This window comes from Methylotenera sp., from assembly GCF_036401095.1.
Classification (GTDB): domain Bacteria; phylum Pseudomonadota; class Gammaproteobacteria; order Burkholderiales; family Methylophilaceae; genus Methylotenera.
Genome location: NZ_DASWWA010000021.1, coordinates 49,109 through 65,251 on the forward strand (window position 1 = coordinate 49,109; position 16,143 = coordinate 65,251).

General features: G+C 47.9%; 7 protein-coding genes. 4 read left to right on the forward strand and 3 right to left on the reverse strand.

Annotated features, from left to right (window positions below):
* Positions 1 to 55 precede the first annotated feature (55 nt).
* The 4 genes from VGD82_RS10465 (at position 56) to hflX (ending at position 8,809) form a co-directional block, all read left to right on the forward strand.
* Positions 56 to 2,752 (forward strand): PD-(D/E)XK nuclease family protein, encoded by a 2,697-nt coding sequence (locus tag VGD82_RS10465; RefSeq protein ID WP_331020332.1) that lies wholly within the window; start codon positions 56 to 58, stop codon positions 2,750 to 2,752.
* Positions 2,749 to 6,111, forward strand: coding sequence for a UvrD-helicase domain-containing protein (locus tag VGD82_RS10470; protein ID WP_331020333.1), 3,363 nt, complete (start codon positions 2,749 to 2,751; stop codon positions 6,109 to 6,111). Before VGD82_RS10465 ends, VGD82_RS10470 begins: the two co-directional genes overlap by 4 nt.
* Positions 6,112 to 6,201: 90 nt before the next feature.
* Positions 6,202 to 7,317 (forward strand): alanine dehydrogenase, encoded by a 1,116-nt coding sequence (gene ald, locus VGD82_RS10475; protein ID WP_331020334.1) that lies wholly within the window; start codon positions 6,202 to 6,204, stop codon positions 7,315 to 7,317.
* 148 nt (positions 7,318 to 7,465) lie between these two features.
* A complete protein-coding gene (gene hflX / locus VGD82_RS10480; protein ID WP_331020335.1) occupies positions 7,466 to 8,809 on the forward strand; it encodes a GTPase HflX in 1,344 nt (447 codons plus the stop codon).
* Here hflX and VGD82_RS10485 read toward each other — a convergent pair.
* The 3 genes from VGD82_RS10485 to tldD all read right to left on the reverse strand — a co-directional run bounded on the left by VGD82_RS10485 (position 8,801) and on the right by tldD (position 16,028).
* Positions 8,801 to 10,756, reverse strand: a complete 1,956-nt coding sequence (locus tag VGD82_RS10485) for a putative bifunctional diguanylate cyclase/phosphodiesterase (RefSeq protein ID WP_331020336.1) — start codon at positions 10,754 to 10,756, stop codon at positions 8,801 to 8,803. The two genes, hflX and VGD82_RS10485, sit on opposite strands and share 9 nt — an antisense overlap.
* 275 nt (positions 10,757 to 11,031) lie before the next feature.
* Entirely contained in the window at positions 11,032 to 14,472 is a 3,441-nt protein-coding gene (gene mfd / locus VGD82_RS10490; protein WP_331020337.1) for a transcription-repair coupling factor, read from the reverse strand.
* An 80-nt stretch (positions 14,473 to 14,552) separates the two neighbouring features.
* Positions 14,553 to 16,028: a metalloprotease TldD gene (gene tldD, locus VGD82_RS10495; protein WP_331020338.1), complete on the reverse strand. Its 1,476-nt coding sequence runs from the start codon at positions 16,026 to 16,028 to the stop codon at positions 14,553 to 14,555.
* Positions 16,029 to 16,143 lie beyond the last annotated feature (115 nt).

Sequence of the window (16,143 nt, forward strand, 5' to 3'; positions counted from 1 at the left end):
TTGTGAGTGCACCTATTTTATTTGCCTATTACAAATAATCCAATAGAATTGTGAAATGACTTTAAAGACGCTAATCCTTTGCCCATCCGCCCGATTGGCGCGCAGTATTCAAACCGACATCGCACAGCAGCACTTGCAGGCAGAGCAAAGACAGTGGCATAGCCCTAAGGTGCAGACTTTATCGCAATGGCTGGAGCATATCATTGAAGAAAGTTTGCTCACTGGCGCGATTGCAGCGCAGCGATCACCCTATGCATTAAGTGGCTTTAATGAGCAGTTGTTGTGGGAAGAGGTGATTACGCAATCACTGAAAAGAAACGCCTTTGGTGAGTTGTTTGATGTTTCAGGCCTAGCTAAAGCCGCGATGGAGGCCAACCGCTATGTGGTGGCTTGGCATTTGCATGTGCCAACTGAGCATCAGGCAGACGAATGCCGCCAGTTTTTATTGTGGCAGCAGGCGTTTCAGGCGCGATGCAGTGAGTTAAATGCTCTTGAAAGTGTGCGTTATTTAGATTGGCAATTATCCCAGTTGGCTGACGCAAGCAGTGTACTGCCATCTAGAATTTCGTTTGCGGGGTTTGACCAAACTGCGCCACAAGAGAAGCGCTTGCGTGAGATTCTAATGCAATGCGGTGTGCAGGTTGAAGATTACGTTACCATTGCCAGCGAGGCTGCGCAGGCACAGCATGTGTGCCTAGAGCACGACGATGCCGAGTGCCGTGCTGCGGTGGCATGGGCGGCACAATATTTGGCAGCACATCCCAATGCAGTGATTGCGATAGTGACACCACGCTTGAGCGAGGTGAGGAATCAGCTGGCGGATTTGCTGGATGATGTGTTTTACCCTGAAAGTGTGCGTCCAAGCTTGGCTGCGCTACCTCGCCACTATAACTTTTCTTTAGGTACGCCGTTGGCGCAGCAGCCTGTTGTGCAGGCTGCATTACAATTGTTGCGGTTGGTGACATCGTACCAATTAGCCTATGCAGATGTTTCTGCCATGTTGCTTTCTCCATTTTGGTCTGCCAGCCAGCAAGAAGCAGATGCACGTGCGTTGCTTGACGCAAGAATGCGTGAAAAGCTGCCTGCGCAGTTCACACTGGCTAGTTTTATTACATTTGCACAAAAGCAGCAGGACGATGGCTTGAACCTGCCGCAGTTGTTGCATGACCTCAACGCTGTGATAACCGCAGTGCCTAGCAAGTTGGCGCGCGCTGCGCAATGGGGCGAGGTGTTGGATGCGTTGCTTGAGCATTTAGGTTGGCCTGGTGAGCGCACTATCAGCAGTTTGGAGTATCAGGCGATTAATGCATGGCAGAAGGCATTGCAGCAACTTGCACAACTTGACGTGTTGGGACGACGTATTTCTGCCAATCAGGCTGTGGCTTATTTGCAGCAAATCTGTACCAGCCAAGTGTTTCAGCCAGAAACTGAACAAACGCCTACGATTCAGATATTGGGGATTATGGAGGGGCTGAGTGCGCCCGTCGATGCGATTTGGTGCATGCATATGAATGACCATATCTGGCCGCCTCCTGCGCGCCCGAATCCATTGTTGCCAGCGTTTATTCAGCGCTTAGCAGGTTTGCCCAATGCGGATGACAGTATTCAGGCAACCTTTGCGGCAACGATACATCAGCGCTTATTGCATTCCGCACGGCAGATTACTTTCTCAAGCAGTCGTACATCAGGCGAAAGCCAACTACGCGCATCTCCATTGATGCAAAATATACCAATGCCAGATGCTGACGTACGCTTGGCTGAAACCTTAGCAGAACAGTTAAGCGTGAAAGCACATGAAACCCTAGTGCATATGGATGACCGCATGGCGCCAATTGTGCAAGAGGGCGATCACGTTTCGGGAGGCACAGGCTTGCTGAAAGCACAGGCAATTTGTCCTGCATGGGCTTTTTATCAGTATAGGCTAGGGGCGAAAGCACTCAAAGTACCCACCAGCGGTTTAGATAGCATCATGCGCGGCTCATTGGTGCATGACGTACTGGAGCGGTTTTGGGTTAAGCGCCACTTTGCCGATTTACGCGATATGAGTGCCGATGATTTCGCTTTGGCGTTAAAACAGGCGGTGAGCTTAACTTTAAAAGAGTTTGCCGCTAGCACTGATATTGCCTCTGCTGCCATACTTGAGCTGGAGCATGAGCGGCTGTTTAATCTGGTTGGTGACTGGCTGCAGTTTGAAAAAGATCGTGGCGTAGTGTTTAAGATGGTCGGTTGTGAAGTGACCAAAATCGTGCAGATTTGCGGGATTGAAGTGACCTTGAAAATTGACCGGGTGCACCAGCTGGAAAATGGTGGTTTGGAATTTATTGATTATAAAACCGGGCAAACACCTAAAACCAAAAACTGGGGCGAAGACCGCATTACTGAGCCGCAGTTACCCATCTATGCCAGTTTTTATGCTGATAACACTAATCCTGTTGCGGGTATCTACTTTGGTATGGTGAAAACTGCTGATCATGCGTTTACCGGGGTGGGCGAGGTTAACTTTGAGGCTGAGCAAGCTAAGCGTAAACCTGCTTTTACCCAAAATTTTGTAGATTGGCCACATTTGTTAAACCATTGGAAAGCGTCTATTGAGGACATTGCGCTGGAGCTTAAAGCCGGTGAAGCGGCAACGCATTTTAGTGATGCGTCTGATCTGATGTATTGCGAAGTAACAACACTGCTAAGGCTACCTGAGCGTCAATTGCAATTTGAACGGTTTCAGGCTGCAGATGCACAAGGTGGTGTTGAATGAGCGTAAACCAAGCCAACCATAACGCGGCAGAAGTGCTGGAACTTGACGCGCAAAACCGTTTACGCGCGCTGGATTTATCTTCTTTTATTGTAGAGGCACCAGCGGGCGCGGGGAAAACGGAACTGCTTACCCAGCGCTATTTAAAGTTATTGCAAACAGTCAATGCGCCGGAAGAGATTATTGCAATCACCTTTACCAATAAGGCAGCGGCAGAAATGCGCTTGCGTATTTTGGATAGCCTATTGAAAGCTGACAGCAAAGAAATGCCCACGCAGCCACATAAGCAAATTACTTATGATTTGAGCTTAAAAGCGCTACAGCAATCTAGCCAAAAAAACTGGCAGTTGATTGAAAATCCGTCGCGTTTACGTATTTTTACGATTGATAGCTTATGCGCCCATTTGGCGCGGCAGATGCCACTAATGAGCCGCTTTGGCGCGCAGACACAGGTAACAACCGATGCCGGCGTGTTGTATGGGCAAGCCGCTGAGCAGGCGCTTGCCTTGGTGAACGGCACCGAGCATGGCGATTTAGTGAAAACAGCGTTACGTTATGTTGATAACGATATGAATCAGCTTAAAAATCTGCTGATTAAAATGCTGGAAAAGCGCGATCAGTGGTTGCATCATGCCCAGCATGAAGTGGATGCAGAGCAATTGCAGCAAACTTTACGTTACCTGGTAGAGCAGGAACTGGAAGTCGCAGCACAAGCCGTACCATTTAGATTGCAGCATTTGTTAATGCCCACCGCACGTTTTGCTGCGTCAAATTTGCCTTGCGATCATTCCATCGCCTTACTGGTGGATTGGGAAACGCCACTAGCACAAAAGCAAGAGGCATTACCAATGTGGTGTGCTGTAGCCGATTTATTACTGACCGCGACCGGGGAGCCACGTAAAGAAGGTGGTTTGAATGTAAAAATTGGTTTCCCAGCCACAGATGAAGGCCGTGCGCAGAAAAGCGCATTGATGGAGATTATTCACGCTGTTGAGGATACTTCTGCTTTATATCGTGTTAAATCCTTACCTGATTTAAGTAACGAAAATGCAAGCTGGCAAATTATTACTACGCTATCTAAACTACTCACGCTAGCGGTTGCTGAGTTGTGGCTGGTGTTTCAGCGTGCAGGCGAGGTGGATTTTGTAGAGATTGCACAGCGTGCCACTCATGCATTGTCGGACCATTTTGGTGAGCCTACAGAGCTGGCGCTAAAGCTGGATTATCAAATTCAGCATTTATTAGTAGATGAGTTTCAAGACACAAGCCCTAGCCAAGTAGCATTGATAGAGCAGTTAACGCTGGGCTGGCAGTTTGATGATGGGCGTACTTTGTTTGCCGTGGGTGACCCGATGCAGTCCATCTACCGTTTTCGTAAAGCCAACGTGGGCTTGTTTATTGATGCGGCACTGAACGGTATAGGCAATATCTACTTAGAACGATTGCAGTTGTACCGTAATAATCGCTCATGCCCGGCCATTATTGGTTGGATCAATCAGACCTTTGCGCCGATATTCCCTATGCAAGATGAAGTGACAAAGGGAGCGATTCAATACCGCTCATTTATCGCTACCAAGCAGGAGATGCCTGAGGCTGGCGTGGTGGTGCATCCGCTGATTAAGCAGGCGGACGAAAGCTACGAAGCCGCAGCGCAGCGCGAGGCAGAGGCCGTGATCCGTATTATTCAACAGGAACGCAGCCAACATCCAGAGCAAAAAATTGCGGTACTAGTCAGGTCCAAAAAACACTTATCACATCTGGTGAGCCAGCTACGACGTGATCACAAAGATATTCCGTTTCAGGCTGTAGATATTGAGGCTTTAGAAGGCAGGCAGATTGTGCAAGACCTGCTCTCCCTTATGCATGCATTGCACCATCGCGCAGATCGCGTGCATTGGCTGGCTATTTTGCGAGCACCCTGGTGTGGCTTAACTTTGAATGATTTATATGAGCTGGCTGGGCGAGACCATCAGCGTACTATTTGGTCTCTGATGCAAGATAATGACGTTGTCAGCGGTTTATCTACAGACGGGCAAGTGCGCCTGCTACATATACGTGAGGTATTGGCTGAGTCTTATGCAAGTCAGGGTCGTATGAGCGTGAGCCGCTGGATTAGAGGCATTTGGTTGATGCTAAACGGTACGGATTGCTTGTGGGATGCGGCAGATGTGGTAGATGTGCAGGCATTTTTTGCATGTTTAGATGGCCTGGACCGTAGTAACCAGTTTTCACCAGAACGCATGGAAAGTGAAATTACCAAGCTGTTTGCCGCACCAGATAGCCACGGCGAGCACCTGCAAATGATGACGATACATAAGTCTAAAGGGCTGGAGTTTGATACCGTGATTCTTTTAGGATTAGGTGCACCAACCGGTGGCAATAATACCGACAAACCTTTAGTACTGTGGGAAGAGGTGAAAACAGATGACAGCCATGAGCTACTCGCTGCACCTTATATTCCTAAAGGTGCGCGCGATAAAGATAAAGTGAGCCCATATGATTATTTAGAGTCACGTGAAAAGGCGCGTGATGCTAATGAGTCAGCACGTGTACTTTATGTGGCGGCAACGCGGGTAGAGCGCAAGCTACACCTGTTTGGAATTGCCAACCAGAACGCCAAGGGGGAAATTAGCCCGACTAAAAATACATATTTGGATTTGCTATGGGCGAGCGTTGCCCCAGTGTTTGAGTCTGACCCGCAATTGGCAACTCAGCAGCAAGTACAAGATGATATTGCAAACTTTACGCCACAGTTGGTAAGGTTGCTACAGCCGGCCGTGCCCTCAGTGCTACAGGCAAACAAAGCACAGCCTAGCTATGCTAAAGCTAATGTAAAGCCTAGCTATCATAGTAGTTTGGATGCAGACACAGGCACCTTGGCGCACCGTTATATGGAGATGATTACGCAGCAAGGCGTATCACACTGGACGACAGCACGTCTTGCAACGCTTGAACCTGCTATGCAGCATTGGTTGCGTCAGCGGGGTCACGCAGTAGCGGCGGCTAGTGATGCTACTGCGGCGGTACAGCGCATATTGCAGCAAACACTAAACAGTGCGGATGGTCAGTGGGTACTGCAAGCCAGACCAGATGCCGAGTCCGAGCTAGGCATTACGCATAGTCAGCAAGATGCAGTGAAAAGTTATGTGATAGACCGAACCTTTGTAGAGGATGGTATCCGTTGGATTATTGATTACAAATCAGTGAGTTTAGCGCCGGATATCGCAGAGATTGAGCTTCAGGCGGTAGCTTCGCAATATAAAACTCAGCTAGAGAATTACGCCATGCTATTTGCACATGAAGCTTACCCGATTAAGAAAGCGATTTTATTTTTAAGTATAGGTAAGCTGGTTATTATATAAATAATCACCCATAATCAGTTCATTAGCACTTAATCCGTGCGTTTTGACTGTTGGTCGTGTCATTAAAAAAGTGATTGGGAGTGTTAGCTCATGCTGATTGGCGTACCGAAAGAAATCAAAGCCCAAGAATACCGCGTAGGCTTGGTGCCAGAAAACGTACGTGAGCTAGTCTCGCGCGGCCACGAGGTGGTGGTGGAGGCTGGCGCAGGTATCGGTATCAGTGCCTCAGATGCGCATTATGTAGCGGCTGGCGCCACCATCATACCTACTGCGCAAGAGCTGTTTAAAAGCGCTGAGTTAATTGTTAAAGTCAAAGAGCCGCAAGCTGTGGAGCGGCAATGGCTGCAGGCTGGGCAGATGCTTTTTACTTACTTACATCTCGCGCCAGACCCACAACAGGCGAGCGATCTCATCGACTCTGGCGCAACCTGCATTGCTTACGAAACGGTGACTGGCAAAGGTGGGCTGCCATTATTGGCTCCAATGTCTGAAGTGGCAGGCAGGCTGGCGGTGCAGGCCGGTGCATATTTCCTTGAAAAAACGCATGGTGGCTTGGGTGTATTGCTGGGTGGCATACCCGGTGTGGCGCCAGCGCAAGTAATCGTGCTCGGTGGCGGGGTAGTGGGGCTGCATGCGATTGATGTGGCACTGGGTATGGGCGCTAATGTAACGGTGCTAGACCGTAATATTGAGGTGCTGCGTAAGTTGCAAAAACAATTCGGACATCGCTTGCACACGGTATGTTCAACCGCAGCTGCGATTGAACAACACTGCATGATGGCTGATTTATTAATCGGTGCAGTTTTGATTCCGGGTGCATCCGCACCTAAACTGGTTACTCGAGAAATGGTAGCGCGCATGAAGACCGGCAGTGTAATTGTTGATGTAGCCATTGATCAGGGTGGCTGCTGTGAAACAGCTCATCCCACCACACATGATGCACCTACTTATATCGTTGATGGAGTGATTCATTATTGTGTAGCAAACATGCCGGGCTCTGTGCCGCGCACTTCTGCTTATGCGCTGAATAATGCCACCTTGCCTTATGTGATTGCATTGGCGGACAATGGTTTACAGGCGTTGCGCGATGATGCAGATTTAAGAAACGGCTTGAATATTCATCAAGGCAAAGTGACGAATCTCCCAGTGGCCAGCGCCTTAGGTTTTGCCTTTACTGAGCCAACCGAGGCCTTGGGGATGCGCTAGGCAGATAGTTGACAAATAAATGAGCGTAACTGCTCTTAACCATTCTGTTTTGATTACGATTTTTAGCACCCAACTGCAAACTCAACAAGGATAAATTATACTTTTCAGGTACTATCTGTCCTCAATCAATTAATACCCCTACCGTCTAATGCAAAAAGAAGTTAAAGAGCGCTCAAATCTCGCGCTGGTCGCCGCTGTTCAATTACCTAACGTGAGTGATGCTGAGTTTGAAGCCTCGTTAACCGAGCTGCGCGAGCTTGCAAAAACCTTGGGCTATGATGTCGTGAAAACCTTTGTGCAAAAGCGTGCCGGGTTTGATATCAAAGCCTATCTTGGTGAAGGCAAGCGAGAAGAAATACGCACTTTTGTGAATCATGAGTCATATGAGGTTGAGTTTGATAAAGCACCAGCCGACCTTAATGACTGGGAAATTGACACGGTACTGGTAGACCATGAGATCTCGCCATCACAGGCACGTAATCTTGAAAAAGAAGTAGGCTGTGAGGTGATGGATCGCACCATGGTGATTCTGGAGATTTTTCACCGTAATGCACGCTCGCGTGCAGCATGTGCACAAGTTGAAATTGCGCGTTTGGGTTATATGGCGCCGCGTCTGCGTGAAGCGGCAAAACTGGCTGGCCCGCAGGGCAGGCAGCGCAGTGGTGAGGGTGGGCGTGGTGCGGGTGAGTCACATACTGAACTGGATAGACGTAAAATCCGTGACCGCATTGCTGAACTACAGCAGGATATTCTGGCGATGGAAGCAGAGCGTAAAACGCAGCGTGCGCGCAGGCAAGGGCGCCAAGGCATGGCAGGCGTTGCACTGGTTGGCTATACCAACGCAGGTAAATCTACCTTGATGCGAGCACTAACCGGCAGTGAAGTGCTGGTTGCTAATAAACTATTTGCAACTCTGGATACCACAGTGCGTGCGCTCTACCCGGAAAGCATCCCGCGGATTCTAGTGAGCGATACGGTGGGCTTTATTAAAAACTTGCCGCATGGCTTGGTTGCGTCATTTAAATCGACCTTAGATGAAGCATTGGATGCATCGTTATTGCTACACGTGATTGATGCCAGTGACTCAGGATTCGAGCGCCAGCTTGAAGTTACCAATGAGGTGCTGAACGAGATTGGTGCTGATGATGTGCCGCGTATCCGCGTTTTTAATAAAATTGATTTTGTTGGCGATGATGCCGCTCAGGCAGAATTAACACTTACGCTGCAAAGCCGCTATCCTGATTGTGTGGTGATGAGTGCGAGACGGCCGGATGATGTAGTTGCACTACATAAAAAAATTGTCGCGTTTTATCAGCAAGATCAAATTGAAGCTGAGTTATTTGTACCGTGGGAAGCACAGCAATTACGTAAGGATATCTATGCAACTTGCCAGGTTCTGGCAGAAACCTCTGACCATGAGGGGGCATTTTTTAAAGTGCGCGGTGAAGTGGACGCCGTTAAAAAACTAAGTGAGAGTATTAAATTAGTTTAACGTGAAGTTAGATTGCGTAGCGTTGAGCAACTGCTCGAACTGCTCGGCAGTAACTGGTTTTGAGTACAAATAGCCTTGCCCAAAGTCGCAGTTGGCATTGCGTAACAAATCGCGTTGCTCATCCGTCTCAACGCCTTCTGCAATCACTTTCATGCCAAGCTTGTGCGACATTTCGATAATCGCCTCGCAGAGCACCATATCACTTGAGTTCGGTATGATGTTGGAGGTGAACGAGCGGTCAATTTTTACAAAATCGATATCGAATTTTCTCAGGTAAGCTAGAGATGAATAGCCAGTGCCAAAGTCATCAATTGCGATTTTAATGCCAGCTTCTCTAAATGCATTGAGCTGACCTACCACAGAGTCTCTTGCATCTAACAGCAAACCCTCAGTAATCTCGACAATAAAACTTTCACCAGACAATCCTAGTTGCTGTAAGCGCTCTATCCAATTAGAACAATTGTCGTGCACGCTTCTAAACTGCACAGGTGATTTATTCACGCTCACTTGCAGGTTAGGGTAGTGTTGCTTCCATGTTGCCATTTGACTGGCAACTTCGTTAAATAGCCAATCACCAATATCTACAATCAAACCGGTATCTTCAGCCACAGGAATAAAGTCATTAGGGCTAACCAAGCCACGTGTTGGGTGTTGCCAGCGGATAAGGGCTTCTGCTTTAAAAATTGCACCTGTTGTAAGATCCACAATCGGCTGGTAGTACACGCGGAACTGGTTGTCATTTAACGCCCCCCATAAATCACTGATGAGACGCATACGTTTCAGAGCCTCTTCCTGCATCACTGGGGTGAAATATTGGTAGCGATTACGCCCTTGCTCTTTTGCCACGTACATAGCTTGGTCGGCATTTTTAAGCAGTAGCTCCACCTCTGTGCCATCTTTGGGGTAGTTGCTGATACCAATACTGGTGCTGACATGAATGACTTCATCACCCAAGTGAAATGGTGTTGTAAGTTGATTTAAAATGTCTTGTGCAATGCGTTCGATATTCACTTGGCTGTTAATGTCGTTCAGAATAATGGTGAACTCATCACCACCCATGCGCGCTACGGTGTCAGACTCCCGCACGCAGCTTTCAAGACGGCGGGCGACATCTTTTAGCAGCATATCGCCAATGTCGTGACCAAGCGAATCGTTTACTTCCTTGAACTTATCCAAATCTAAAAACATAAGCGTCACAATTTGCCCGGTGCGCTGAGCTTTTTTAATATCTTGCTTAAATCGATCCAGAAACAGCACGCGGTTAGGTAAACCGGTTAACTGGTCATAGTGGGCTAAATGGGTGACTTGTGCTTCTGAGGTTTTGCGGTTAGTAATGTCGGTGTGAGTACCAATCATTCTCAGTGGTTTTCCATCTGCAGACCTGCTCACGGTCATGCCACGAGCCAATGTCCATTTCCAAGAGCCATCTTTGCAACGTAGACGAAACTCAGAAATGTAAACATCACTGTTGCCGGCAAAATAATTTTGAACATCACTAATCAGTATGGCCAAGTCGTCAGGGTGTACCAACTCCCTGCCTGCGGTTGCTGTAGGGGCGATTTCATTCTCAGCATAGCCATAAATTTGGCTCCAGCGGCTAGAGCGAAACACATGGTCACTTGGTAGATCCCAGTCCCATACGCCATCGCCTGAACCTTCTAGCGCAAACTTCCAGCGTTCTTCACTTGCTTGTAGTGATTGCTCTATACACTGCTGTTCTTTTAAGGTTCTGCGGAAAAGTGAATATAGCAACAGCGCGGTGATCAAAATAAAGGCCACACCTTTGTAGGTGCTCAGTATTGCAAACTCATCATGGCTGGAGATCAGGCTAGACATCAAAGAATCTGACGCAAAAATCCAAAGCAAACCAAACGCAAGGTAAATGCAGACTATACGCAATACGATCAAATCTAATTTAGAGATTTTTTTACGGAAAAACTGATTCACTACATTAAGCCTTTGCTCATATATGCAAGCATTGTAAAGCGATTTGATATAGATACAAGGTTTAGTTGTATGTTTATATGGCGATTTTGAGTCGCTATCATAGTCAGATACAGCCCTGATTAAATGAAGTTTATATGACAGTTTTAAGTTTGATATGGACATACTGCCGCAACAGATTGCGGCAGTATGTGATTGTCACTAAGAGGAATTCTGCTAAAACGATTATTACTAGATTTAGTGCGCTTATGTGCATAGATATAAGCGCACCAAGTTTTTTATACAAATTCCTTGAGTAGGCTTTTCACAAAGTCAGCCCGCAGATTGATGGCTTCTAGTGCGATAGAGACTCTCAGTTTATCTGGCCCGTTCATGCGGCATCGTTTATCGCGTTGCAGCAAATTAATCAGTTTTAACGGGTCTATATCGGCCCTAGGGTTAAACTGTAATTGAATTGCTGCATCTGACGCATCAATCTTAATAATCCCCAGTGGTTTAGCGGCGATACGCAGGCGGTGGCATGCCATCAAAGCTTCGCCTTGCTCCGGTAGTAAACCAAAGCGGTCAATCAGCTCTTCTTGCAGGTTGTCTAAGGTGTCGTCGTCGTTGCAGTTTGCCAAGCGCTTATAAATCACTAGCCGCTCGTGCACATCCGGGCAGTAGTCGTTAGTGAGTAGTGCAGGGGTGTGCAGGTTGATTTCTGTGGTAACACCTAACGGTGCATTTAAATCAGGCTCTTTACCTGCTTTGAGCTGTTTTACAGCGTGATTCAACATGTCAGCATATAAATTAAAGCCGATTTCCTGCATTTCACCGCTTTGTGAGTCGCCTAGCAATTCACCAGCGCCACGAATCTCTAAATCATGCATCGCCAGATGGAACCCTGCGCCGAGGTCTTCCATTAACTGAATCGCATCTAGGCGTTTTTGCGCCTGTACCGTGATTTTGCGACCAGCTTCTGTCAGCAGGTAAGCGTAGGCTTGGTGGTGCGAGCGCCCAACACGGCCGCGCAGTTGGTGCATCTGCGCCAAGCCAAACATATCGGCTTTATTCATGATAATGGTATTGGCAGTCGGCACATCAATACCAGTTTCAATAATAGTGGTGCAAAGCAATAGGTTGTAACGTTGGTGATAAAAATCACGCATCACATGCTCTAGCTCGCGTTCGCGTAGCTGTCCGTGTGCCACGGCGATGCGGGCATCAGGCAAAATGCGCTCAAGTTTTTCGCGCATGGAGTGTATGGTATCTACTTCATTATGCAGGAAGTAGACCTGACCACCACGTTTAAACTCGCGGGTCACTGCTTCGCGGATAATGCCTTCTGAGTATTCGGTATGAAATGTTTTAATACTTAAGCGTTTTTGAGGCGGTGTGGCAATCACACTAAATTCACGCAAACCTTCCATTGCCATGCTTAATGTACGTGGGATCGGCGTTGCGGTCAGTGTCAGCACATCCACCTCAGCACGTAGTGCCTTGAGCTGTTCTTTCTGCCGCACGCCAAAGCGGTGCTCTTCATCCAGAATTACTAGACCTAGGTTTTTAAATCGTACGTCTTTTTGAATCAGGCGGTGGGTGCCGATGATAATGTCGATTTCACCTGCTTCTAAGCCACGCAGGGCTTCAGCTTGCTCTTTTGCAGTTCTGAAACGTGAGATTTCTGCAATTTTGATCGGCCACTCGGCAAAGCGGTCACTAAAGTTATTAAAGTGCTGCTCGGCAAGCAGCGTAGTAGGCACCAATACAGCAACCTGACGCCCACCCATCACCGCAACAAATGCTGCGCGTAGGGCAACCTCGGTTTTACCAAAGCCCACATCGCCACATACCAGCCTGTCCATTGGGCGGCCGGATTGCATGTCTTTAATGACGTTTTCAATCGCTTCCAACTGGTCTGCGGTTTCTTCAAACGGGAAGCCTTCACAGAAAGCTTCGTAGTCCTGCAGGCTTAAGGTAAAGGCATGACCGCGTCTGGCTGCACGCTGTGCATACAGGTTTAGCAGCTCTGCCGCGGTATCGCGGATTTGTTTAAGCGCTTTTTTCTTGGCTTTTTCCCAGCTACCACTGCCTAAGCGGTGTAATGGGGCAGATTCCGGTGGGCCGCCTGAGTAACGTGAGATAAGGAATAGCTGTGAAACTGGTACGTATAGCTTATCGTCACCGTAGTATTCAAGTAGCAGGAACTCAGTCTCACCTTCGCCTAAGTCTAGGTTAATCAAGCCTTTATAACGGCCTACGCCATGTTGTTCATGTACAACCGGGTCATTGATGCGTAGCTCGGATAAATCTTTGAGCATACCTTCTGTACTGCGGGCTTTTTCTTTTTCACGGCGACGCTGTTGGCGCACGGTGGCAGCATAGAGTTCTGCTTCAGTGATGATGGCAATTGCTTGCGCATGGTTATCGCTAAACACTACACCGCGATGCAGCGTGCTGACGCCCAACATCACATGCGCATCACTGGCTTGGAACTCAGCCCAAGTTTCACAGATGGCGACTTTTAAGCCGTGCTCCGCAAATAATTGCGTCATGGTTTCTCGTCGGCCCAAGCTTTCTGCCACAATCAGAATGCGGCCCTTAAACTGACCGATGAATTCAGTTAGCTTATGTAATGGGCGCTCTGCACGGCGCTCAATATCTAATGCGGGTAGGGTACTTGCAGCTTTGCTAGCTTCTAAACTGCCGGTAGTGAGTACCACTCTGGCAAACGTATGTGTAGCACTGAAAAAGTCTTCAGTTTTAATCAGCAGATTTTCTGGCGGCAGTAGTGGGCGCTCTGCATCGTGCGCCAAAGTGCGATAGCGCGATTGTGCCTCTCGCCAAAATTGCTGTGCGCTTAAATCTAAATCACCATGCAGACATAACAGGCTGTCTGACGCCAAATAATCTAGCAATGTGGCGGTTTGCTCAAAAAACAAAGGTAAATACCACTCAATACCGCCAGATGCTATGCCTTTACTTACGTCTTTGTAGATTTTTGCGCGTTGCGGGTCACCTTCAAACGCTTCGCGGAACTGGCTGCGGAATAGCGCAATACCTGCTTCATCCAGTGGAAACTCACGTGCAGGCAGTAGCCTGATTTCTGGTACTGGGTACAGGCTGCGCTGTGTATCTACATCAAATGTGCGTATCGTTTCAATTTCATCATCAAACAAATCAATACGGTAAGGCAGGGCTGAACCCATTGGGAATAAATCCACCAAGCCACCACGTACGCTGAACTCCCCGTGAGAGATTACTTGCGTTACATGGTGATAGCCCGCTTCTGCGCATTGCAGCCTCAGTGCTTCAATATCTAATGTCTGCCCTTTTTTGAGCATAAAGGTATTGGCACTTAAATAAGCCTTGGGGCTTAAGCGAATCAGCGCAGTGGCTAATGGCACAATCACCACATCAAACGCGTTTTGCGCAATATGGTAGAGCGTAGTGAGACGGTCTGAAATTAAGTCTGGGTGCGGTGAAAACTGATCATAAGGCAGGGTTTCCCAATCCGGTAATAAGTGCACTGATAAGTCGGGTGCAAAATACGGAATCTCTTCTAGTAGTCTTTGCGCATCAAAGCCGCCAGCCGTGATAATCACTAATGGCTGATGCGGTTTTTGTGCTTTTGATGCCGTTGCTAACATTGCCAGTGCAAACGCATCTTCGCCACTGTTTGCAAGTGTTAGCCGACTGGCGTGGCCTTTGTTGGGAATTGGCAGGGTGTTCTGCGTCATGAGTTTATGATTTTGTTGCGGTGAAAAAGGGCAGATTATAACGGCTGTTAGCACACAACCGTTATTAAATCTGCGTTAATTTAGGCAGTGCCGCCAACTGTTAAGCCATCAATTTTAAGGGTAGGCTGCCCAACGCCAACTGGCACACTTTGCCCCTCTTTGCCACAAGTGCCAACCCCTGAATCCAGCGCCATGTCGTTACCAATCATAGAAACGCGTTTCAATACTTCTGGGCCATTGCCAATCAGGGTTGCTCCTTTTACCGGGTAGGTAATTTTCCCATCTTCAATCATATAAGCTTCTGCGGCACTAAATACAAACTTGCCGCTGGTGATATCCACTTGCCCGCCGCCAAAATTAGCTGCGTACAAGCCTTTTTTCACAGACTTGATGATTTCTTCAGGTGGCAATGTGCCATTTAGCATATAAGTGTTGGTCATGCGTGGCATTGGCACATGGGCGTAGCTTTCGCGGCGTGCATTACCTGTAAGTGGCATATTCATCAGCCGTGCATTGAGCGTGTCTTGAATATAGCCACGCAAAATGCCGTCTTCAATCAATACGGTTTTATTAGTAGGGTTGCCCTCATCATCTACGCTGAGTGAGCCACGGCGGTCTGCAATCGTGCCATCATCCACAATAGTGATACCTTTTGCCGCTACTTGCTGCCCAATCATATTGCTAAATGCAGAGCTGCCTTTGCGGTTAAAATCACCCTCCAAACCATGACCAATCGCTTCATGTAATAAAATGCCAGGCCAGCCAGAACCTAAAACGACAGTCATACTGCCAGCCGGGGCAGGGCGTGCCTCTAAGTTAACCAGTGCCTGATGTACCGCTTTTTGCGCATATTCGTGCAAGATTTCATCGGTAAAGTAGCTGTAATCAAAACGACCACCACCACCGGCAGAGCCTTGTTCGCGGCGACCATTGCTTTCAGCAATCACATTGATACCTACACGGACTAATGGGCGAATGTCTGCAGCTATCACGCCATCATGGCGTGCCACCATCACTACCTCGTATTCACCTGCAATTGATGCCGTGACTTGTGTGATGCGTGGGTCTAGTTTTCTTGCGATTGATTCCAAATGTTCTAATAATTTTACTTTTGCATCTGCAGAGAGTGATGCAATTGGGTCGTGCGGTAAATATAGCTGTGGAGTTTGTGGCTTGATGATGGAACTGGCAGTTTGCTCATTACCTAAGCTAGAGATGGATTTAGTGGCTTTCGCTGCCTCTAGCAACGCTTTTAAATTAATATCATCTGAGTAAGCAAAAGCGGTTTTTTCACCGCTTACCGCACGTACACCCACGCCCTGGTCTATAGAAAAGTTACCTGATTTAACCTGACCTTCTTCCAGCCCCCAGCTTTCGCTACGGCTATATTGAAAGTACAAGTCGGCATAGTCGATTTGATGCGACATCATATCGGCGAGCACGTTTTGCAGTTTCGCCACATCCAGATTAGCCGGTGCAAGCAACGCCTCTGTTGCTGCATCAAAATGCGAACCTTTAATTAGCTGGGCGTTTGGTTGTGTGTCTTGCGTTTTCATGGGTTTCTTTTCAAAAAGAACTCGGTAAGTGCTTGGGCTTATATGGCAATAAGATCTTAGGTTTGCTAGCTAATCTATGCAAAATGCAACCACTGCTCCAAGCGGGGCAGGGTAT

Coding starts and splice junctions, on each gene's coding strand:
- VGD82_RS10470 (WP_331020333.1), top strand. CDS start 2,749: ATGAGCGTAAACCAAGCCAACCATAACGCGGCAGAAGTGCTGGAACTT.
- mfd (WP_331020337.1), bottom strand. CDS start 14,472: ATGACGCAGAACACCCTGCCAATTCCCAACAAAGGCCACGCCAGTCGG.
- VGD82_RS10465 (WP_331020332.1), top strand. CDS start 56: ATGACTTTAAAGACGCTAATCCTTTGCCCATCCGCCCGATTGGCGCGC.
- hflX (WP_331020335.1), top strand. CDS start 7,466: ATGCAAAAAGAAGTTAAAGAGCGCTCAAATCTCGCGCTGGTCGCCGCT.
- tldD (WP_331020338.1), bottom strand. CDS start 16,028: ATGAAAACGCAAGACACACAACCAAACGCCCAGCTAATTAAAGGTTCG.
- ald (WP_331020334.1), top strand. CDS start 6,202: ATGCTGATTGGCGTACCGAAAGAAATCAAAGCCCAAGAATACCGCGTA.